The sequence below is a fragment of the Neobacillus sp. NPDC058068 genome (genome assembly GCF_042885335.1).
In the GTDB taxonomy this organism is placed as follows: Bacteria; Bacillota; Bacilli; order Bacillales; family Cytobacillaceae; genus Neobacillus.
The window spans coordinates 399,020-419,609 of sequence record NZ_JBHVSI010000001.1 but is presented as its reverse complement, the minus strand read 5'-3'; the positions used below and the strand labels follow the sequence as shown (position 1 = coordinate 419,609).

Annotated in this window: 21 protein-coding genes; 8 read left to right on the top strand and 13 right to left on the bottom strand. The window is 39.2% G+C overall.

Annotated elements, in window-relative coordinates:
* Positions 1-188 precede the first annotated feature (188 nt).
* The 3 genes from ACFVSW_RS01960 to ACFVSW_RS01950 are packed head-to-tail and all read right to left on the bottom strand — an operon-like array spanning position 189 to position 2,390.
* A complete protein-coding gene (locus ACFVSW_RS01960; protein ID WP_387311551.1) occupies positions 189-1,454 on the bottom strand; it encodes an FtsW/RodA/SpoVE family cell cycle protein in 1,266 nt (421 codons plus the stop codon).
* Positions 1,454-1,852, bottom strand: a complete 399-nt coding sequence (locus ACFVSW_RS01955; protein ID WP_387311549.1) for a PadR family transcriptional regulator — start codon at positions 1,850-1,852, stop codon at positions 1,454-1,456. Before ACFVSW_RS01955 ends, ACFVSW_RS01960 begins: the two co-directional genes overlap by 1 nt.
* Positions 1,842-2,390 (bottom strand): sigma-70 family RNA polymerase sigma factor, encoded by a 549-nt coding sequence (locus ACFVSW_RS01950; protein WP_387311664.1) that lies wholly within the window; start codon positions 2,388-2,390, stop codon positions 1,842-1,844. Before ACFVSW_RS01950 ends, ACFVSW_RS01955 begins: the two co-directional genes overlap by 11 nt.
* Positions 2,391-2,739: 349 nt before the next feature.
* Between ACFVSW_RS01950 and ACFVSW_RS01945 the strand changes: the two genes are divergently transcribed.
* A complete protein-coding gene (locus tag ACFVSW_RS01945; protein ID WP_387311547.1) occupies positions 2,740-3,156 on the top strand; it encodes a DinB family protein in 417 nt (138 codons plus the stop codon).
* A gap of 175 nt (positions 3,157-3,331) precedes the next feature.
* Here the strand turns inward: ACFVSW_RS01945 and ACFVSW_RS01940 are convergent, their stop codons facing one another.
* The 3 genes from ACFVSW_RS01940 to ACFVSW_RS01930 form a co-directional block, all read right to left on the bottom strand.
* The gene (locus ACFVSW_RS01940; protein ID WP_387311545.1) at positions 3,332-4,522 is read right to left on the bottom strand and encodes a M14 family metallopeptidase; all 1,191 of its coding nucleotides are present in this window, start codon (positions 4,520-4,522) and stop codon (positions 3,332-3,334) included.
* Between the two features lie 101 nt (positions 4,523-4,623).
* A complete protein-coding gene (locus ACFVSW_RS01935) occupies positions 4,624-5,535 on the bottom strand; it encodes a TIGR01777 family oxidoreductase (RefSeq protein ID WP_387311543.1) in 912 nt (303 codons plus the stop codon).
* Between the two features lie 13 nt (positions 5,536-5,548).
* Positions 5,549-5,941, bottom strand: coding sequence for a thiol-disulfide oxidoreductase DCC family protein (locus tag ACFVSW_RS01930; protein WP_387311541.1), 393 nt, complete (start codon positions 5,939-5,941; stop codon positions 5,549-5,551).
* Between the two features lie 295 nt (positions 5,942-6,236).
* On the opposite strand from ACFVSW_RS01930, the gene ACFVSW_RS01925 reads away from it, so the two are divergent.
* Entirely contained in the window at positions 6,237-6,611 is a 375-nt protein-coding gene (locus ACFVSW_RS01925; RefSeq protein WP_387311539.1) for a DUF2500 domain-containing protein, read from the top strand.
* 390 nt (positions 6,612-7,001) lie between these two features.
* On the top strand, positions 7,002-7,649 hold the full coding sequence (locus tag ACFVSW_RS01920; RefSeq protein WP_387311537.1) for a phosphatase PAP2 family protein: 648 nt from the start codon (positions 7,002-7,004) through the stop codon (positions 7,647-7,649).
* 97 nt (positions 7,650-7,746) lie between these two features.
* Here ACFVSW_RS01920 and ACFVSW_RS01915 read toward each other — a convergent pair whose 3' ends face one another.
* The 4 genes from ACFVSW_RS01915 to ACFVSW_RS01900 all read right to left on the bottom strand — a co-directional run bounded on the left by ACFVSW_RS01915 (position 7,747) and on the right by ACFVSW_RS01900 (position 11,876).
* A complete protein-coding gene (locus ACFVSW_RS01915) occupies positions 7,747-8,415 on the bottom strand; it encodes a DUF2642 domain-containing protein (protein ID WP_387311535.1) in 669 nt (222 codons plus the stop codon).
* 195 nt (positions 8,416-8,610) lie between these two features.
* Positions 8,611-10,101, bottom strand: a complete 1,491-nt coding sequence (locus ACFVSW_RS01910) for a hypothetical protein (protein ID WP_387311533.1) — start codon at positions 10,099-10,101, stop codon at positions 8,611-8,613.
* 59 nt (positions 10,102-10,160) lie between these two features.
* Positions 10,161-10,649: a hypothetical protein gene (locus ACFVSW_RS01905; protein WP_387311531.1), complete on the bottom strand. Its 489-nt coding sequence runs from the start codon at positions 10,647-10,649 to the stop codon at positions 10,161-10,163.
* 156 nt (positions 10,650-10,805) lie between these two features.
* A complete protein-coding gene (locus ACFVSW_RS01900) occupies positions 10,806-11,876 on the bottom strand; it encodes a CotH kinase family protein (RefSeq protein ID WP_387311529.1) in 1,071 nt (356 codons plus the stop codon).
* 336 nt (positions 11,877-12,212) lie between these two features.
* Between ACFVSW_RS01900 and ACFVSW_RS01895 the strand changes: the two genes are divergently transcribed.
* On the top strand, positions 12,213-13,388 hold the full coding sequence (locus ACFVSW_RS01895; RefSeq protein WP_387311527.1) for a hypothetical protein: 1,176 nt from the start codon (positions 12,213-12,215) through the stop codon (positions 13,386-13,388).
* A 97-nt stretch (positions 13,389-13,485) separates the two neighbouring features.
* Here the strand turns inward: ACFVSW_RS01895 and ACFVSW_RS01890 are convergent, their stop codons facing one another.
* The gene (locus tag ACFVSW_RS01890; protein WP_387311525.1) at positions 13,486-14,832 is read right to left on the bottom strand and encodes a D-serine ammonia-lyase; all 1,347 of its coding nucleotides are present in this window, start codon (positions 14,830-14,832) and stop codon (positions 13,486-13,488) included.
* 153 nt (positions 14,833-14,985) lie between these two features.
* Between ACFVSW_RS01890 and ACFVSW_RS01885 the strand changes: the two genes are divergently transcribed.
* Entirely contained in the window at positions 14,986-15,402 is a 417-nt protein-coding gene (locus ACFVSW_RS01885) for a MerR family transcriptional regulator (RefSeq protein WP_387311523.1), read from the top strand.
* Between the two features lie 83 nt (positions 15,403-15,485).
* The gene (locus ACFVSW_RS01880) at positions 15,486-16,796 is read left to right on the top strand and encodes a hemolysin family protein (protein WP_387311521.1); all 1,311 of its coding nucleotides are present in this window, start codon (positions 15,486-15,488) and stop codon (positions 16,794-16,796) included.
* Between the two features lie 73 nt (positions 16,797-16,869).
* Here ACFVSW_RS01880 and ACFVSW_RS01875 read toward each other — a convergent pair whose 3' ends face one another.
* Complete coding sequence (locus ACFVSW_RS01875; protein WP_387311519.1) at positions 16,870-17,298, bottom strand: VOC family protein; 429 nt, start codon at positions 17,296-17,298, stop codon at positions 16,870-16,872.
* A 270-nt stretch (positions 17,299-17,568) separates the two neighbouring features.
* Here ACFVSW_RS01875 and ACFVSW_RS01870 point away from each other — a divergent pair, with 270 nt between their 5' ends.
* Together ACFVSW_RS01870 and ACFVSW_RS01865 are read left to right on the top strand one after the other, a co-directional pair.
* Entirely contained in the window at positions 17,569-17,937 is a 369-nt protein-coding gene (locus ACFVSW_RS01870; RefSeq protein WP_387311517.1) for an ArsR/SmtB family transcription factor, read from the top strand.
* On the top strand, positions 17,930-20,065 hold the full coding sequence (locus ACFVSW_RS01865; protein ID WP_387311515.1) for a heavy metal translocating P-type ATPase: 2,136 nt from the start codon (positions 17,930-17,932) through the stop codon (positions 20,063-20,065). Before ACFVSW_RS01870 ends, ACFVSW_RS01865 begins: the two co-directional genes overlap by 8 nt.
* Before the next feature lie 142 nt (positions 20,066-20,207).
* Here ACFVSW_RS01865 and ACFVSW_RS01860 read toward each other — a convergent pair whose 3' ends face one another.
* A complete protein-coding gene (locus tag ACFVSW_RS01860; protein WP_387311513.1) occupies positions 20,208-20,546 on the bottom strand; it encodes a YmaF family protein in 339 nt (112 codons plus the stop codon).
* Positions 20,547-20,590: the final 44 nt, after the last annotated feature.

Genomic DNA, 20,590 nt, shown 5'->3' with positions numbered 1-20,590 from the left:
TGACCTCCTAATGAAGAACTTAGTCTAGACCACTAAGTTCTTATTTGAACCTTTGACTTTAGATCAGGGGTTCTTTTTTCTGATAGAGGGAACCATTTCAGACCAGTAAAAAATAGTGACACTTTTATAGAAATGGAATAGAAAAAAGAGGAAGGATTCATACGCGAATCCTTCTCTCTAAGTGCAGCTTAGTTTATGATAAAATTCTTTCGACGGTATATACTCAGTGCTATTCCGATCACTATGCTATTGATTAGGATTGGAACGGTGCCGTAGCTTATAAAGGGAAGCGACATGCCGATGATTGGCAGGAGGCCGAATATCATTCCAATGTTATAAAGTAATTGGACGGAGTAGATGGTTAAGCCGCCAATGATCAGTAATTTTCCAAACTCGTCTTTGATTTTTACCGCCATAAGCATCATTTTAACAATGATTACTGATAACATCGCTAACAGGAAAAGCGAGAACCCCCAGCCTAATGAATAAGTTAGTGTCAAGTAAACAAAATCCGTATGAGATTCAGGAATAAAAAAGCCGTTTTTCGGGATTGACTGAAAGCCCCATTTCACTTCCTTAAGAATTTTCTCCGACTGAATTGCTATGTAACCCTCGGATGATGGGAACTTGTGAGGGTCTAAAAATGCATAGATTCGGGTTTTTCGGAATGGGACCATTTGGTTCCATAAAACAACTGCCGCAAGCACAGCAGAGGTGGCAGTCAGCAAGGTTGTTTTGACGATCTGTTTCCTGCCGCTGAACCAATACATAAACATTACCATCGTGAAATAAACACAACAACTCGCAAAATTTAAGGTGTTAAATAATAATGTAAGCGAGATGACAAATAAAATTCCTAGCAGCCAAGTTTTCATTTTGGGATTCTTGAAAAATGAAGCCCAGGCGATTAGGTAAAAGGGAAGAACGATACTTGTATCAGTAGAAAATCGACCAATTGAGAAATATGGCCGTCCATTTATGTGCCTTAATAAAGGTAAATCCATTCCATTAGCAGCAATCAAAAGGAGAACGGTGCCAATTATGAAAAAGGTCCAGCCTTTTCTTTCCCAGCTTTTATAATTAAGAAACAATAATCCGCTTACGATGAGAATTCCTAGCGAAATGCCAAAAGCTTTTGACAACCAGCTTAAAGGTAAATCTGTATTTTTTAAAACAATCAGGGGTAAAGTTCCCAGCCCTAAAACGGTTAGAAATAAAAGGATTAACGTCCAGTCAAGCTTGGGCTTATAGATTTTATTAAATTTAGTCCCGATGGCGAGGGGACTGCCCATTTGCTCAACAGCTTTTTGTTCCGCCTCTTCAGAGGAATATCCTTCTTTTAGATAATGATCGATATTTGCTTTAATATGCTGCTCAAGCTCTTTGGTCACGATTTTCTTAGCATCTTTTGATCGAACGTGAGTCATGACCGAAGCGAGAAATTCCTGTTTCATCATGAGCTTTCACCTTCAATCAGCTTTTTTAGAAGTGGCATTTCTGTACTGCGTTTTTCTTCAAGTTTTTTCAACCATTTCCTGCCCTTTTGAGTTAAGACGTAATACTTAAATTGGTCATCCCAACGGCTTGTTAACAGGGCATCCTGTTCTAATTGGTGGAGCATGGTGTAGATCAAACCTTCTTGTTCTTCAAACCTTTTAATATTTCTTGCCCTTAAAAGCTGGACCAATTCTATTCCGTTTTTTTCCGTACTGAGGAGCTGAAGGCTGGCTTCGATAACATTTTCCTGCTTTGTTCTGCGATTAATCGCTTCTTGGTGCTTTTCGGTAAACACTAATTCTTTAAAAATGGAGTTCTTCATTGATTGCTTTAGATTTCTTAGTTTATTGTCCATCCTCAAACCCCTCCAGTTCTTCTCTTAAGAGAACCTTTGCACGTTTCAATCTTGATTTAACCGTGTTTTGATTTACTCCCAAGACGGATTCAATTTCTTTCAACGACATGTCTTCAAAATAGAAGAGGTAGATGACTTCACGATATTTCATCGGCAGCTTTAATACGGCATTCGCAAGTGTTTGTTCCTCTTCTTGTTCTAGGACAGCTTGTTCAACATTTTCGCTCGATGAACCCGTCATTTCTGCCATTTTTTCAGATACCATCACTTTTCGGAAATACCAGCTCCGTAAATAATCCTTGCAATGGTTGGCGGCGATTTTGTAAAGCCAGGTTTTTAGCTTAGCGTTTTGCTTGTATGTATGAAGCGCTTTGTAGCATTTCACAAAAATATCCTGCGTCAAATCTTCTGCTAATTGTTTGTTTCGAACATATGAATAGACAAGTTGCAATATATCTTGACCGTATCTGGTCATGATTTCATTAAATAGTAATTCGTCATCTTCTGATTTGATTAAGTCGGCAACAAACTCTTCCAGGATGAACATCTCCTTTCTCTGTCTTAATAATAGACGGAGCACCATAGGTAAAAGTTTATTTTTTCTCTAATATTGTCGCATTTTGCGGTGAAGAGGGGAAGGGGTGACACCATCAAACATATAAAAGATAACTTTACGATAACCGAAATGGTTTTAGACAGTTGTTCTTTCTCAGTTAACACAACTTATGATAAACTAAGGATATCTGAATTTTCTGAATAACTGAACATTCATTGTTCCGTTAAAGGGATTAAATTGGAGGGAATAGAAAATGGATGTAAAGACACTTTTGTTATAACAATAGGCAAGCTGCTTAGATGAAGAAGACTGGTTTCCACCACTTGAAAAAGTGCTAGAGGATATTACTTTTGAACAGGCAATTTGGAAACCAGCTGATGGGGCAATGAATTCAATTTGGGAATTAGTTTGTCATTTACTTTTCTATGAAAAGAGATTTCTGATGCGATTTCTTGGTGAAACAGCGAATGAACCACAGGCAGAAAATAATGAATCTACATTTCGATTACCAACTGAGACGTTAGAAAATTGGAAGGAAACAAAACAAGAATACTTTTATGTTCATCGTGAACTTGAAAAAATACTAGCAAAATCAGAACATGAAGATTTGTATAGACAGATCCCAGGAGAAGATAATTCATTAGTGCTTGAACTGAAAAGTTTAGCAATGCACGACGCATATCATATTGGGCAAATTGTATTCCTTAGTAAAATGCAAGGAGCTTGGGCAGGGAAACGCAGCTTATAAAAAAGCTTCAATAGCTTTACAGTTATTCCATTATAGGCCCTTTAATGGAATAAGAACGGGAACGTCCAAATCGGACGTTCCCATAATTTATACCTGAAAAACTACAATACTACTTAACAAAGCATAAAAAAAAGAATAGGAAAAAGGAGGTCGGTGAATTTTTTCGACCCCCTGTTTACATATAAAGCCCCGCCAAGAAAATTCCGAGTGATTTCTGGTAAATTTCATCGAACTGCGATATTGGAAGGGGATTTATGCCATGTCCAAGTTCAACCGTGAAACCGGGCCGCCGCCAATCCTGAATAAACCAGTCTTTGTAACCAGCGTAGCTTTCAATCGTTTTGACAGGCACATAACCGCTGACCCGGCTAAATTCTTTCACAATGTCCTCGGACTGTGGCGGTTCGAGATTGTCAAACCCCCAATAAATCTCTTCACATTGCGTATGAAAGGCTAGTACGCGGGCAAATTCCCGCTTTTTGGTCAGCCCGGCCATTGCGATTGCTTCTGGCTCTGATAAGGGTTTTTCTCCTCCATAATCTCGTGGTCCAGGCTGATTAGGATTTCTTGCCTTCTCTTCCTCCCATTTTGCCGGAAATTGATCATTTAAATCTACACCGCTCATATTTGCTTTCCACCCCGAGAAGTCAGTCTTGCCTTTATTTAAACACAATACTCTTTTCTTCAAGTTTTCATTTGCAGGTGGTCCGTGCAAAACGAGATCAACGCCGTCAGGGTTCACCATAGGGACAATTGATAGGGTGGTTTGTTCGTAGAAAGGAAATGTTGATAAACCGCGAATGTTATTTTGATTTGTCAACGATAATAAATAATCATTTAAAAAGGTCATGATGACTGGTGTGGTAATCCATTCATTGGCATGAAAGGAACCGTTATAATGAATTCTTTTTCTACCGTTACCAATGAGAATTTCCGGAATGTTTTTTCCAAGAACGGTATTTCCAATTGAAGGAATTTGTAGAAACGGGTATATCTCGTGTAATCTCTCGATATCCTTCATCAATTTTTCGTAATCATATGACTGCCTGCCGTTCACTAATCTCCACGTAATTCGCAGTGGAACTTTTATAACTTGAGTTTCCTTAAGATTTTTCGGGTTTATTCCTGGATTAACTAGGTAAACGACTTCAAGAGGGAGATTCCGACTTTGGGCAATGCTTGTTAAAGAGTCCCCATAGCGAATTTGATATTCTTGGGCGACGAAGCCCGGAATTTGAATTCGTTGACCAACCGAAAGGCTGTTTGGCTGAATAATCTGATTGGAATCATTAATCAATTGCAAATTAATCTTAAACAACTGGCTGTAGTGCGATAAAGAATCGCCCTGCCTAACAACAATCTCCATTTGGAACCTCCTGCTGAAAAAACAGTCTTAATAAAATGTATGCCAAATGGAAATAAATATTTGATTGTTTTAGGGGTGTCAGGCACCGTACCAGTCGTCACTTAAATTAAGTCTTTTAAGGCTGTTTCTAAATTATGATATTTAAAGGTAAATCCATGATGTTGCAATTTCTTTGGCAGGCAATTCCTGCCGGTTAACGCTAAGCTTGGTTCTGTTTTCATGAAAAGATAGGCACCTAGCCAAACAAGTGGCGTCGGGGCAGGGGGTGTCCACCCTTTATTTAGCACTTTTCTTAAGGCAGCCATAAATTCTTTATTGGTAACAGGATTCGGGCCAGTTGCGTTATAAACGCCTTCATATGTATCGTTTTCGATTGCCTGCAGGAACATTTCATTTAAATCATCGATATGGAGCCAGCTGATATATTGTTTGCCGGACCCGACTGTCCCGCCGAGGTTGAGTTTAGCCAATTTTGTTAACGGCTCAAGTGCACCGCCATCACGCCCTAAGGCAAAACCAATTCTTAACAGAACTTGACGTGTAGCAGGCAGGGATTCCTTGAAAAATTCTTCCTCCCATTGCTGGCAAACTTCTACAGAGAACCCTGTCCCGTGCGGCGCCGTTTCGTCACAAACTGCTGTCGTATCACCAAAAATAGCTAAAGAGCCTGCTTGGACAAATACATGCGGCGGCGTTGTACATTCATTAATTGCTTCTCGTAAAACTTTAACTGAATCGAGTCGGGAGGAGATAATTTCTTCGCGATTCGCCTTTGTATAAATACAATTTACGCTTTTTCCGGTAAAATTTACGAGTGCAAAACAGCCATCAATTTCTTTTGCCCATTCCCCTAAATGAATTCCATCCCATTGGACGTACTTCATTTCACCCTCAACTTTTGAATTACCCCTTGTTAGAATGGTAACTTGATAGCCCTTATTGACGAGAAAGCGGGCTAATGAGTTCCCTAAGAATCCAGTTCCAGCTGCTAAAATAATTTTTTTATCCATCATAAGCCTATCTCCTTTAATCTAAAAATCTACTTTTCCATTCAGGTTTAGGGAGCATGCAACTGTCTTTTTTTCCAAACCACCGATACCTGTTTTTGGCGATTATACCGTAAAACAAATCTCTGATGGAACGGGGGATGATGAGGAAGACTGCAAGCAATCTCCAAGCCCCGGTTAATTTTCTGCAGATTCTTAGTGCTGCGGTTGATTTAAGGTGAATTTCCCCATTTTCTAATAGAACAAAACTGTTGATGTTTGTATTTAGGCCATACTTTTTAAGCAGCGATTGTCCCGCTTCACCTTGGAGGGAGGCAAACTTAAACGTCCCATTAGGGTCACGTTTTAAAATAAATTGCACGCTGCTGTTACAAAGATTGCACACACCATCAAATAAGATGATTCGTTCCATTCAGTTCACCCACTTTAAGTTTTCACTATTATCATGTGATTTAAGCATAGCATATTTTCGGTCTTTGTACTTTTATACGCTTCCATTAATGTTATTTTATTATAAATATTTCTTGTCGAATAGAATTTCTATCGGTATATTTGAATTATGATGAACATCCTTAAATGGAAAGTGAAATCATGGAAATTAGAGTCATTCTTGAAGGTTTTTTTTAATTTAGCTTAAACCGATTAGAATGATTAGCCTTATATATATTCGAACTTATTTTTCATAAGTGATCAAAGGGGGTTACATGATGGATTTTGACCAAGGATTTGATATGTTTTCTGTTATGCAAACCATTTTCCCGATTTTTTTTATTTTGGTGGTTGGGTTCATACTTTTTGCTATTTTCAGAGGGATTAAAGAATGGAGCAATAATAATCATCAACCACGCTTAAACGTTGATGCGGTAGTGGTCTCGAAGAGGACTTCAGTAAGTGGTGGTGGACATGACTCCCATGCCAGTACGTGGTACTATGTAACGTTTCAAGTGGAGAGCGGTGACCGAATGGAATTCAACATAGGCGGAAGAGAGTTTGGCCAATTGGCAGAAGGGGACGTCGGCGAACTTGTCTTCCAGGGCACAAGATACCACCAATTCACAAGAAAACAACAAACAGGGGCATAAAAGACTCTAATAAGAAGAGAAACCAAAATTATCACCTTGGTTTCTCTTCTTATTTCGACTGACTGTCCACTGGGGGCGGACAAATGTCCACGAGCGGTGCCTGACACCCAAATGTAACAACCAAACGAGACACTCCAAATAGGATGTATGCACCTTTGTTGAACAGTTGAGTAGAATATTGGAGAAATAACCCAATTTGTTCTTGAAAGATGTCTAAATTTCGTCTTGAATGATGGTATGTAAGGGACTGTAAATTAACAACATAAAATATAGAGAAATCTTGGAAAATATATGGATTTTTAACTTATTTATGATATTATATTAAAGGTTCGACATTTTTTTCTATTAAACTGTTAATTTTGAGGGTATTCGAGAAGGGGAGGGGCATATTTGAAATTACTAATAAAAAAGGCTCCCTACTTATTATTTTTGCTCGTGATGCCGCTTCTAGGGAAAATCTATGAACTATTAAACACCCGAGCAAATGATGCTGTGGATCTTACCTCCACAGTCGATAAAGCCATTCCTTTTATATCAGTCTTTATCATTCCTTATATCCTTTGGTATGCTTATTTGTTTTGTTATTTAGTTTATTTTTGTTTTAAGGATACCAAAATATACATTAAAACATTGATCTTGATTGTGATTGCCGAGCTGATTTGTTTTGTGATTTACTTCTTTTTTCAGACAACAGTACCAAGGCCGACAGTGGAAGGTAACAATTTAGTTATTCACCTTGTTCAATGGATTTACGCGAACGATCGCCCAGTTAATTGTTTCCCGAGTATCCATGTACTTACGACATTCGCCATCATGCTTGCTTCACTAAACATTAAAAATAAACATGTACTAAACAACTTAACAATCCATATTTTAGGTACATTAATTATTATCTCGACTCTTTTCGTTAAGCAGCATGTGATGTTAGATATGATTGGATCCATGTTCCTTGTTACCTTCCTATATGGAATTACCTTTGAACTACTGTCATTCCGTGTTAGCAGAAAATCAGAGACCGTTTATGTGGAAGATAAATAGTTTACTAAATATGCTCATAAAAAGAGTGTCGATTAGACACTCTTATAGAGTATTATAAAAAAAGCTTGTTTACTAATCAGCCATAGAACATTGCCAATTACGTCATATGAACGGTTTTAATATGTTGTAGATTTAAATAAACTGGATCCTCTTTCGCACTAATTAATTCCACAAAGTTATTCTTGATTCCTTGAATTTTGCCAATCACATTCTCGTTTTCGCCAATATTAAAGACAATTAATTCTCCCACTAACTTTTCAATTTGCACTTCAAAGGATCGGGCAAATGATATGCTGCTCGGGTTAACAGGCAGACTTGCGTTGCTTAAACCGTAAGGCCGTTGATTATTGGTGTACGGGATTAACCATTTAAGATGGTTCAGCGAGATAAACATGGTCTTGTATATAGGGGAGTAAAAGACAAAGTAATTGTTCATGATGCTAATAATATAACCATGCAGTGCTTGGTTACTTGTGACATAGATTTCTGTAAAAATCCCCTTTGCGGAGGTAAGGGTTTTCCGTAATGATATTTCTTCATTATGATTATAAATCGGTGTTGGTTCGTCGTTGAAATTAATCTCATCAATTTCATCTTTCTTTAAAAATTGCCAGTTTTGTATATGAACAATTGGAATATAAAGATAATCATACCCATTGAAAATTACCCATAAATCACTGCCAATGTCCACTAATAACCCGCTGATTAATTTCTTTCCTGAAATCTCTACTTTAATATATCTTCCTCTAATATTTTTCAAATTCATTAACTCACATCCTTTCCTGGGTTTTACCAATTTACAAATAGAGATGGGCTTTAGGAACCAAGTTCATTTACGATATAAGAATGCTGACACCTGCCCAGCTCATATTTGTAAGAATTCTTTGGGATGCTGCCATAAGGCGGGAAGTAAGATTGAAGGGAACTGAAATTTTTTTATCATTTCTTAAAGTGATTATATCTAAAATCTAAATGTTCTTTTGCTTCTGTTTGGCCAGCCTGCAAATGGGAAAGCAGCCCTGCTATTTTCACGGGAAACGGGTTCACCGGCAAAACGGAAACTCTTCGATTCTTGCTGTTTTTGTACCCCTTCTATCCTATTATCCTTTTTATTTGCACTTGTCACCTCTGTCCAAGGATCCTTTTTATTTGCACTTGTCACGTCTGTCCAAGGATCCCTTTTATTTGGACTTGTCACTTCTGTTCTAGTATCCTTTTTATTTGCACCTGTAACTTCTATTCTAGTATCCTTTTTAATTGCACCTGTAACTTCTGTTCTAGTATCCTTTTTAATTGCAACTGTCAGGTCTGTTCTAGTATCCCTTTTATTTGGACTTGTCACTTCTGCCTTAGTATTCTTTTTATTTGCACTTATTACTTCTGTTTTAGTATCCCTTTTATTTGGACTTGCCTCTTTTGTTTTATTTTCAGTTTTATTAGGTACCGCTTTTTCTGAAATAACCGGTTTAGGAACATTTGCGGTTTCTTGAACTTTTGCAGGTTTTACTTCCTTTTTTATTTCCGGTAAAAGTGATGCCGTTGTCGTTCCCGATTTAATTGGTGAGGTTTCCTTTACAGGTTTCATTTCCTTTGGCTGCTCGTTCAGTTTCGGTTTGCTCATCTTTGGAGCTTCAAACTTTTCCTCTGTTCGACTCAATTCAATGGTAGTTGGAGTACTTACTTCTTCAGACTTCTGTTTAATAGTACTGTTAAAGGCAGAGACTTCAACCTTTGTTTCGATTACAGGAGTTTCCGTTTTGATCGGTTGTGACCAAACCATTGAATTGTTTAGTTCGACAATCTCATTAATTTCAGCAATTAGAGCAGCTGTTTCCTGTCTTTCAGGCTGTTCTTTGTGAGTCGAAGCCTTTTGCCTCTTTTCCGAAGAATTGCTCGCTTCTTTTATTGTTGACGTTGATTTTGTATCATTTTTATTCTCTGACTTTTCGGAGGAAGCGGTTCCTTGTTCATTTGCTTCGTTATTTTTTTGTGCACTTTTCTTTGGTGCCTGCAGCTTGGCGGGTTTCTCCTCTTTAACAAATCCTTTTAAAATGTTGGAGACATGCGATAATTTGATTAGGATTCGCTCTTCACCATTAATTAATGTGGCAAAATCGGAATCAATGTCACTTAATACGCCGCTAAACCTTTGTTTATTAACACTTAAAATGCTTACCCAGGAATGTTGAAATGAATGGAGAAGTTCTGTTAAGCTCTGTGTCTTTTGAAATTCTGCAGTGGTTTCCTCTGTCTGGAACAGTCTCGTGTTTTTTGTGATTGCTTGGATTTTATCAATGTTATAATAGAAAATGTATTTATTTTCGGTTTCTAACACGACATGGTCTGTTTCCACACCAATTAGTTTTCCTTTAAATACGTCTTCACCTACATAAAGATTTACATTGAAGCCCTTTAATAAATCCAATGCAGTTGAAAATTTATCTAACCCCATGTATTTACCCTCCTTAAGAGATAATGGGTCGCTTCTCTAGTGGAGAAGCGACATTTTGGTTACTCGTTGTTACCTTCAGAATTTTGATCATTATCACTGTCATCAGAGTCATTTTTTTGTTTCTCTACCATCAAACCATAGCTGATGTTTCGAATGTGCCTCATCGAAAAACGGACGACTTCTTCCTTCACAATTAAAGAAGCAAAATCTTTATTTACATCATTAAGGACGCCTTCAAGGGCTTCCGTGCCTCCGCGGTTAATTCTTACCCATTGATATTTTATACTTTCTAACAATTTATGGAAATTATCTCCGGTTTTATAATCGAAGTTTTTTGGAATGTTTAAACCTAAATTCATTAAATCCTTCGAACTTTCGGTAACACTTTTGATATGATTTGTTTTGTAATATACAACCCCATCCTTTTCAGTTAGAAGGACGAAATAATCATCAAAAACGGCCAGTAATTTTCCTTGCCTGGATTCTGGGCCTCCCCGATCCACCCTGATTGTTTTGCCAACATGAAGGTTCATTACTTCTTTATTCATAACCCATAGTTTCCTCCTTTTATTTAAATAAACATTTACACTGCATCTATATGTGTCACGGGGTGATGTTGTACTAATAAAGCCGCCTTTTTTTCAAAGAATGGGTAAAAAATAGGCAAAAAAAAGTATATGATATTTAACCATATACTTCTTTCGTTATTGGAGTTTAATCATTTGTTGTTTGAGATAAGCATTTCTTTTTTGGATGAAATGAATGATAAATTCCTTCTCCTGATTTAATATTTCTGGGCTTGCTTTAACAAAAGGATCAAGGTGAAGGTACGGAATAATCGTTTGAAAAAGCGCATCAATCATTTCGGTTTGCGTTTCAACTGTAAATTCGTTAGCTAAAATCGAGGACAAAATATCGGAATAGTTCTTTTTAAAATGTGGAAAAAACAGCAATCTGCCTGTCAAGGTGTTATAGCCTGTAATTGGTACAAAATCATGGTCAAGCGGCAGTCCGTGAAGGTCGCGGCCCCAGGTTCCATCATAGTCCCATGGTGTAATCTCGAAAACGCCGGTTTCACTATTTTGGTAAAGGGCATAATTATGGATAAAGCCATCAAAATTTTGCGTACATACAACGCCTGCCAGCCATGTTAAATATTGTTTGACATCAAGAATCATAGGTATTTGCTTTTCAAATTCCTCATTGCTTAAGGAGTTTGTCATGGCGATAAGGTTTTCTAAATTTGCAAGGTCTTTTTTTTCACCATATTTTAGTGTGTAACCGTCATCCAAGCTTTTTTTCAGTTCTTTTTCTGGTGTTAATAAGGAAAAATTTGCATGATAATTGGTGGCGTAAATGATTGGTCCTAACGGCAATTTTCTTTTTTCTAAAAGATATTGATCGAAGGATTCAAGCTCTAGGTAAATCCCTTTGCAAAATCCATTTATATATAGAAGGATATGTTTTGAATGGGGAGCGGAAACACCAATATTGTCAAAGAAATCGAGTGAGAGTTTATTCCTGCAGAGTGTTACGTCATTGAATTCTGCATTTAGGTGGATTTCATGTGCACCATTTACTGTAAAGGGTTTTTGAAAAACGATATTATACGATTTCTTTTTCTTCTTTCTGATTACATTCCCTCGGTAAGATAGTCCAATTGTGTATTGACGGCTGCCTATTTTAAGTACAGCAGGTACATGTTTATCCATCCAAATGTCTTTATCCAGTTGGTTTAGCTGCTTAGGATTAATAAAAATTTCATATTTTTGCAATTTATTTACTCCTAATTATACATATTTTTTAGAATTGTATGCTCGCTAATTATTAATGGTTCCGTATCTAGGTTTTTGCTGTTAAATTCAAAAAAAAAAATAAATGTATGTCTATATCCAATTCCACTTTATTCCCATAGATTATCAATGAGCATAAAACTTTGGGAAAGTGGTGGAAAATGGCAATGAGGATCGTCATGGAAGAATTGCTATCACAAGCACAAGAAAATGGTGTGGTCGATTTTTTAGATAATAATCCAGTTGAGTTCAAACTAGGAAAAAAGGGCAGGAAAGAGAAAAAAGGTAAGAGAGGCAGCAAAGGATCAAGGGGGAGCCATGGTTCAAAGGGCAGTGCTGGAAGTCGCGGCTCACGCGGAAGCAGGGGCAGCCACGGGTCCAGAGGAAGTCGTGGCTCAAGTGGAAGCAGAGGCAGCCGTGGATCAAAAGGAAGTCGTGGCTCAAGTGGAAGCAGAGGCAGCCGTGGATCAAAAGGAAGTCGTGGATCAAAAGGAAGTCGTGGATCACGCGGAAGAAGAGGTAGCCGCGGGTCCAGAGGAAGACGAGGCTCACGCGGAAGCAGGGGCAGCCGCGGATCAAGAGGTAGCCGTGGCTCACGTGGAAGTCGTGGCTCACGTGGAGGAAGCAGAGGTAGCCGTGGCTCACGCGGAAGCAGGGGTAGCCGCGGATCAAGAGGTAGCCGTGGCTCACGCGGAAGCAGGGGCAGCCGCGGATCAAGAGGTAGCCGTGGCTCACGTGGAAGCAGAGGCAGCCGTGGCTCACGTGGAAGTCGTGGCTCACGTGGAGGAAGCAGAGGCAGCCGTGGCTCACGCGGAAGCAGGGGTAGCCGCGGATCAAGAGGAAGCCGTGGCTCACGCGGAAGCAGGGGTAGCCGCGGATCAAGAGGAAGCCGTGGCTCACGTGGAAGCAGAGGCAGCCGCGGGTCAAGAGGAAGCAGAGGCTCACGTGGAGAAAGCAGAGGAAGCCGCGGGTCAAGAGGTAGCCGTGGCTCACGTGGAAGCAGAGGAAGCCGCGGGTCAAGAGGAAGCAGAGGCTCACGTGGAGAAAGCAGAGGAAGCCGCGGGTCAAGAGGGAGCCGAGGCTCACATGGAAGCAGAGGCAGCCGCGGGTCAAGAGGAAGCAGAGGCTCACGTGGAGGAAGCAGAGGAAGCCGTGGGTCAAGAGGAAGCAGAGGCTCACGTGGAAGCAGAGGAAGCCGCGGGTCAAGAGGGAGCCGAGGCTCAGGTGGAAGTAGAGGAAGCCGCGGGTCAAGAGGAAGCCGTGGATCAAGAGGAAGCCGTGGATCAAGAGGGAGCCGAGGCTCAAGAGGAAGCAGAGGCAGCCGCAGATCAAGGAGAAGGCGAGGCCCACGTGGAAGCAGAGGCAGCCGCAGATCAAGAGGAAGCAGAGGCTCACGTGGAAGCAGGGGCAGCCGAGGCTCAAGAGGAAGCAAGGGAAAACCTGGTCCGAAAGGTAAGAAAGGTCCCAAATAGTAATAAAAGTAAATCTTTTTAGGGAGTCATATATTACACAGGATTCATCAAGTGATGAGTCCTTTTCTTATTTTTATAAATATTGGAAAAGTAAAGAATAGCAGCAGGATTCAAAATCATTACCGTCGGTTCACCATTCCCTTTTGATAATATTGATCCATCATTGCTTTCGGAACCATACTCCCGCCCGTTGCCCAGACAATATGTGTACCATTACCCACTTTGTTCACTAAATCACATTTTTGTACATAATCGGCACCCTCTTTAGATAATTTAACCGGTCCAATCATACCCGCCAGTGCAGAAGGTTCTAAATGAATATCCTCCGTATCAACTAGGTCCTTTAACAGTTTATACAAACGGTCATCGCTGACCGTGTAATTTCCGCTTAAAAAAGGTTCCATGGTTCTGCCGACAAATCCAGATGGTCTTCCGACAGCAAGGCCATCTGCCTCGGTAATATTATCAATGCCAATATCTTGGACCGAAATTTGCTCATGAAGACCCGTCATTAAGCCGAGTAACATACACGGTGAGTGGGTTGGCTCGGCAAAAAAGCAGTGGACGTGGTCCTTAAACATTAATTTCAACCCAAATGCTACGCCCCCAGGGCCGCCGCCGACACCACAAGGAAGGTAAACGAATAATGGATGATTTTCATCAACAGTAATCGCTAATTCTTCTAATTGACTTTTCAATCGTAAAGCCGCCACTGCATACCCTAAAAATAAATCACGAGAATTTTCATCATCCACGAAATAACATCTAGGGTCTGCTTCAGCTTGGATTCTGCCCTCCTCAACCGCTTTACTATAATCTGTGTCATACTCGATCACTTCGACATTTCTACTCCGAAGCAAGTCCTTTTTCCATTGTTTTGCATCAGCGGACATATGGACGGTTACCTTAAACCCTAACTTCGCACTGATGATGCCGATACTTAAGCCCAAATTTCCAGTGGAACCAACGGCAATTGAATAGTGAGAAAAGAAGGTGTGGAACTTTTCGCTGGCTAAAACTGAATAATCATCATGAATGGATAACAATTGGTTTTCCAAGGCCAGTTCTTCTGCATACTTTAGGATTTCATAAATGCCGCCTCTTGCTTTAATCGACCCCGAAATAGGGAGATGACTATCACATTTTAACAGGAGCTCTCCCAATAAAGGCTCCCCGAAATCGTGCTCCAATTTTTCTTTCATCGTCGGAATCTTTAGCAAGGGAGATTCTATTATGCCCTTTGAAACGCTTGTTTCCGGAAAAACCTTCGCAATATAGGGGGCAAACCGTTTTAATCTTTCCTCAGCCTCACTCACATTCGTATCGGAAAGCGAAGATTTTTCGATTCCATTCAGGAATTTTTCAAGTTTTGGATTGATCCAAAATACTTCCTCCAGTGATAGGAGCTTTTCCAGCAAAGGGAGTTTTTGATTCTCTAGCCATAAGTGTATATCAGTTTTTTCCATCTTGTAATCCTCCAACCGTTTCAGGATAAATTCAGTTTATCATAAATGCAGCTTATCTAACTTACATAAAAAACCGACACGTTGACTGTACGGTTAGAGTTGTGTTATAGTATTTTAATAGAAAAATAGAAAAGGGGGGAGTCCATTGGGAAGTTGTATAGAATTGGTGAAATAGCAAAGTTAATGAATATCTCTAAAAGGACAATTGATTATTACACCCAAATGGGCTTACTTAACCCTATTAGAACGGATTCTAATTATCGATTGTATGGTCATGAGACGATTCAGATTTTGGAGCTGGTGGAGCATTACAAGAATCTTAAGATGCCGCTTGAGGAAATCAAGTCTTCTATTGAAATGATTCACTCAGATAATAGTATCGACAAACAGAAGGTCGAGCAACATTTTGAACAAATTGCGCTGATTATGGAGCATTTAAAAGAAGAATTAAAGGCGATGCAACCTATTCTACAAAAATTAAACAAGCAACAAAAAGAACAACTGGTAAGCAAATTATCGTCGCAAGGAGTTACATTGGCACAAACATTATATTTACTTTTTAAATGCTAAAATCTTTACTCGATAATAACGAACTAACTTGGGAAAAAACAGGAGGTGTATTCCTTACTTGAAATTTTTAAGTAAGGAGACTATTGATTATTTTTAATTTGTTAATGATAGCAATCTTAATTGCTTTTACAGCGTTTTTCGTATCATACGAATTTGCTATTGTTAAAATTCGCAGCACGCGAATTGATCAGCTAGTTGCAGAAGGCAGCAAGAATGCGGCTGTGGCAAAAACGATTGTAACAAATCTTGATGAATATTTATCTGCTTGTCAATTAGGGATTACCGTAACAGCATTAGGTCTAGGCTGGCTGGGTGAACCGACAGTGGAGCATATCCTGCATCCGCTCTTGGTTAAAATAAACATGCCAGAATCGGTTTCAAGCATAACATCCTTTATCCTGGCGTTTGCTTCGGTAACCTTCATTCACGTCGTAGTAGGCGAGCTGGCACCAAAAACATTTGCCATTCAAAGAGCTGAAACGATTACGTTAATTTTCGCTAGACCGATGATGCTATTTTATAAAATGATGTATCCTTTTATTAAAGCATTAAATGGCTCTGCCCGGATGATTACAGGTCTATTTGGATTGAAGCCCGCTTCCGAACACGAAACGGCACACTCGGAAGAGGAGCTTCAAATCATTATTTCGGAAAGCTTTAAAAGCGGTGAGATTAATCAATCTGAATATAAATATGTGAATAATATATTTGAATTCGATGATCGGAATGCCAAGGAAATTATGGTGCCAAGAACGGAAATTGTCGCTTTTGATATCTCACAATCGTTAGACGAATGTTTGAAAATCGTTATAGAAGAAAATTATACGAGATATCCAGTCATCGATGGTGAAAAAGATAACATCATCGGCATGGTCAATATGAAAGCAGTTTTTACAGAGTATATTAAAGGGAAAAATGTTGAAACTTCTATAATGGAATATATCCGACCCGTCATCCAAGTCATTGAAACCATTCCTATCCACGATTTATTAGTCAAAATGCAAAAAGACCGTGTTCATATGGCTATTTTAATTGATGAGTATGGCGGAACCGCAGGGTTAGTAACGGTCGAAGATATCTTGGAAGAGATAGTCGGCGAGATTCGGGATGAATTTGATGCGGATGAAGTCCCAGATATAAATAAAATCAGTCCAAATAAAACAATAGTTGATGGAAAAGTCCTAATTGATGAAATCAATGATTTGTTAGGATTAGACATCGACGATTCAGATATCGATACAATCGGCGGCTGGATCCTCTCGGAAAAAATGGAAGTAGCCGAAGGTGATAAAATCATGTACGAGGATTACGAGTTTAAGATTCTTGAAGTTGATGGCTATCATATTAAGTCGTTAGAGATTGCGAAATTATTGAAGCAAGAATCTTGTGCTTAACAATAGGCCAAAAAGGGTGAGAAACTTTCTGTTTTGAGAGTTTCCTCACCCTCTTTTTTTGTTTAGGGAAAAATTACATCACCATTTCTCCATTATCAAAATTGAATTGCCATTCTATGCCAAACTTATCTTTTACTTGACCATAGCACTTGCTCCAAAATGTTTCTTGAAGCTCCATGACAACAGTTCCGCCATCTTTTAATTTATTAAAATAAGTGGTAATTTTATCCTTATCTTTATTGACCACTGCTAGGCTTATGTTATTACCTGCTACAAAAGGCATTCCCGGAAATACATCAGAAAACATCACATTACTTCCATCAATGTTGAGCCTTGTGTGCATCACTAAATTCTTTGCTTCTTCTGGCAGTGGGTAATCTGGATTTTGTGGAGAATCGCCAAAAGTCATAATATTTGGTTTTTCGGTACCAAAAACCTCTGCATAAAACTCTGCTGCTTCGCGACAATTTCCATTGAAATTTAAATAAATATCGACAGCCATCTTCTTCACTCCTAGTTAAGTATTTAGCAATCATTGGTAATCTTGCATAAAATATTGTACCATTTTATGATTCAAATTCAAAAATTGGAGCAAATTATTAAGTAAAATCGCTTCTGGAAAACTGGCATCAGTATTGAAACCTAATATAAAAAGCGGTAACTCCCATAAGGAATTACCGCTTTTTCATATTTAAATAAATATTTGACCATTCTAACAATTGAACATATACTAATAATCAAACGGATATTTGAATAATGGGTGGTGAACGTGATGAAACATGATGATATATGTGAAATAACCTGCGTTGATGAGGAAAAAGTGAAGCGGGTGAAGGAATCTGTTTCCCAGCAAAATACAATGGCTGTTTCACAAATATTTAAAGCGTTATCCGATGACACTAGAATTAAAATCGCTTACGCCTTAAGCGTAGAAGATGAATTATGTGTCTGTGATGTAGCTAATATCGTAGGCAGTACGACAGCTACAGCTTCCCATCATTTGCGACTGCTGCGAAATTTAGGGTTAGCGAAATATCGAAAAGAAGGCAAATTGGTTTTCTACGCTCTTGACGATGACCATGTTAAACAACTAATTCAAATCGCTTTTGAGCATCAAAAGGAGGTGGCCACTCATGAGTAACGCTTTAGAACAAGCAAATGATAAAACCGTCTATCGGGTGCAGGGATTCACCTGAGCTGGCTGTGCGACAAAGTTCGAAACGAACGTAAAACACCTGGATGGTGTTTCTAATGCAAGTGTAAATTTCGGTGCTTCCAAGCTTACGGTTTATGGTGAAACAACCATTGCGGAATTAGAGAAAGCAGGAGCTTTTGAAAATATCAAAGTCATTCCTGAAAAACAACGATTTGATGAGAAAAAAGAACCTTTCTTGAAAAAATATTCAACAGTCATAGTCTCATTTGTTTTCTTGCTTATTGGCTGGTTTGCCGGACAAATGAACGGAGAAGAGAGTTTATTTGCGATTTTTGCGTATGGAGCGGCTATTTTAGTAGGCGGCTATCGCCTTTTTATCACCGGACTGAAAAATTTATTCCGTTTAGAATTTGATATGAGAACCCTGATGACCATCGCCGTTATTGGAGCAGCAATCATCGGCGAGTGGGGAGAAGGAGCAACAGTTGTCATTTTGTTTGCCATAAGTGAGGTTCTCGAGTCCTATTCGATGGATAAAGCTCGGCAATCAATTCGCTCGTTAATGGATATTGCTCCAAAAGAAGCCTTAATTCGAAGGAACAACAAAGAAATTACGGTAGAAGTGAACGATATTCAAATTGGAGACATCTTAATCGTCAAACCAGGACAGAAGATCGCCATGGACGGTATGGTAGTAAAAGGAGTATCCGCAGTTAATCAGGCAGCGATCACGGGTGAATCTGTCCCTGTTTCGAAAACGGTTGATGATGAGGTTTTTGCTGGAACCTTAAATGATGAAGGACTTCTTGAAGTGAAAGTCACCAAACATGTGGACGATACCACGATTGCCAAAATCATTCATCTTGTTGAAGAAGCTCAAGCTGAAAGGGCTCCATCTCAAGCATTTGTCGATCGCTTTGCGAAGTATTATACACCCGTTATTATGTTCATTTCCCTGTTAGTGGCAGTGCTTCCCCCGTTATTATTTGATGCGGATTGGAGTAAATGGATTTATCAAGGGCTGGCTGTATTGGTGGTTGGCTGTCCTTGCGCACTTGTCATTTCGACTCCTGTTTCGATTGTGACTGCTATTGGTAATGCTGCACGAAATGGGGTTTTAATTAAGGGCGGAATCCATTTAGAGGAAATGGGTGCAATTAAAGCGATTGCCTTTGATAAAACAGGAACTTTGACGGAAGGAATTCCAGTTGTAACGGATTATCTTCCCCAAACCAATAAAAATTCGAATGAACTGCTAGCCATCATAGCTGCTTTAGAAAATAGTTCACAGCATCCTTTGGCTTCGGCGATAATCAAAAAAGCAAAGCAGGAAAACGTACCTTACAAAGACATTAAAATAGCTGACTTCTCTTCCATTACTGGCAAAGGAATCAAGGGAAGAGTCAACGATAAAATGTACTATGTCGGCAGTCCTCATTTATTCGATGAAATTTTACCAAATGGAATTTCGTCGAAACTAAAAGGGAATATTGCTGAAATGCAAAATCAAGGGAAAACCGTTATGGTGGCAGGCACGGCAACGGAAATACTGGGATTACTAGCAGTTGCTGATGAAGTGAGGGGAAACAGTAAGTCTGTTATCCAAAAACTTCACTCGCTAGGGATTCAAAAAACAATCATGCTTACGGGTGATAATTCAGGGACTGCCAATGCAATTGGAAAGCAAGTAGGGGTATCTGATATACAATCAGATCTGTTACCTCAAGATAAATTAACGTTCATTAAAAATCTAAGAAAAAAATACGACCATGTTGCAATGGTCGGAGACGGTGTGAATGATGCACCAGCTTTAGCCGCATCGACTGTCGGAATTGCTATGGGCGGAGCAGGAACAGACACAGCGTTAGAAACAGCAGATATTGCTTTAATGGCCGATGACCTAGGTAAACTTCCATTCACGTTAAAACTAAGCAGAAAAGCTTTATTCATTATCAAACAAAATATCACCTTCTCACTTGGCATTAAACTATTGGCGCTTTTACTAGTTATTCCAGGATGGTTAACGCTTTGGATTGCGATTTTTGCGGATATGGGTGCCACGCTTATTGTCACATTGAATGGATTACGACTTCTCCGCGTAAAAGATAAATAATATGTTGGGCTTCCCAGAGTAACTGCGAATATTGGTTTTAAGAAAAAGAAGGTGCGATTACTCGCACCTTCTTTTTCTTAAAACCATACATAATCGGTATCTAGTAGTTGGTGGATATTTCGCTACTACTGTGTTTATTTGGTTACTTCGTACCTGGTGCTGGGTGGTCAACCCCTTTAACATGATGACTATGTCCAGCTTCTACTGTGGTATGGAAATCATAGTAATGTACATGCATTCCATTTCCAACTGGGATCGCCGGTCCGGAGTATGCTTGATAATGGTGGGTATGACCATCCTCAAACAAAACATATCCTTCAGTATAATGGATATGACCTCCATCTTGGGTTTGAATCGGTGGTGATGTAATATCCAAGCATTGATGAACATGATTTGAACTTACTCCTGTATAATCAACTGACCCATGATTATGGTGGGGCACAAATCCATTTACAAAATCATCCTTTCCTATTATCGCCACTTAAATCACCCTTTCCTATTTACTATCATGATTAATTAAATATA